This is a genomic window from Tardiphaga robiniae (assembly GCF_013359755.1).
In the GTDB taxonomy this organism is placed as follows: domain Bacteria; phylum Pseudomonadota; class Alphaproteobacteria; order Rhizobiales; family Xanthobacteraceae; genus Tardiphaga; species Tardiphaga robiniae.
The window spans coordinates 1-512 of sequence record NZ_JABMCJ010000024.1 but is presented as its reverse complement, the minus strand read 5'-3'; the positions used below and the strand labels follow the sequence as shown (position 1 = coordinate 512).

General features: G+C 45.3%; 1 protein-coding gene. It reads right to left on the bottom strand.

Annotated elements, in window-relative coordinates:
* Positions 1-512, bottom strand: a 512-nt coding sequence (locus HP556_RS00105; protein ID WP_175365468.1) for a replication protein, incomplete at both ends; no start/stop codon positions are given.

Below are 512 nucleotides of genomic sequence, written 5' to 3'. Positions count from 1 at the left end.
TCGGTTTTCTGGCTGATGGTGCGATAGTCTTCACCATGTCAAACATCCACTCTGCGGCGGTCAGGTCTTCTGCTGTCCCCCACTTGCTGCCGCTCTGAATTGCAGCATCCGGTTTCACCACAGAAAGGTCGTTTTCTGGCTGGTCAGAGGATTCGCCAGAATTCTCTGACGAATAATCTTTTCTTTTTTCTTTTGTAATAGTGTCTTTTGTGTCCCCCTGTTTTGAGGGATAGCAATCCCCCAATTTGAGGGATGTTTTATCCCTCGTTTTAGGGGATTTTCCCTCGTTTTGAGGGATGCACCATTCTGAGATGTTTTTATTTGGTCCAAACATGCCGCCTTGCTGCTTGATAATATTCATTCTGACGAGTTCTAACTTGGCTTCATTGCACCGTTTGACAGGTAACTTTGTAATCTCGCTAAGTTGAGAATCGGTGATTCTGTCCATTGGTTTATTCCACCCATAGGTTTTACGCAGAATGGCAAGCAGCACTTTAAACTGTCGCTTGGTC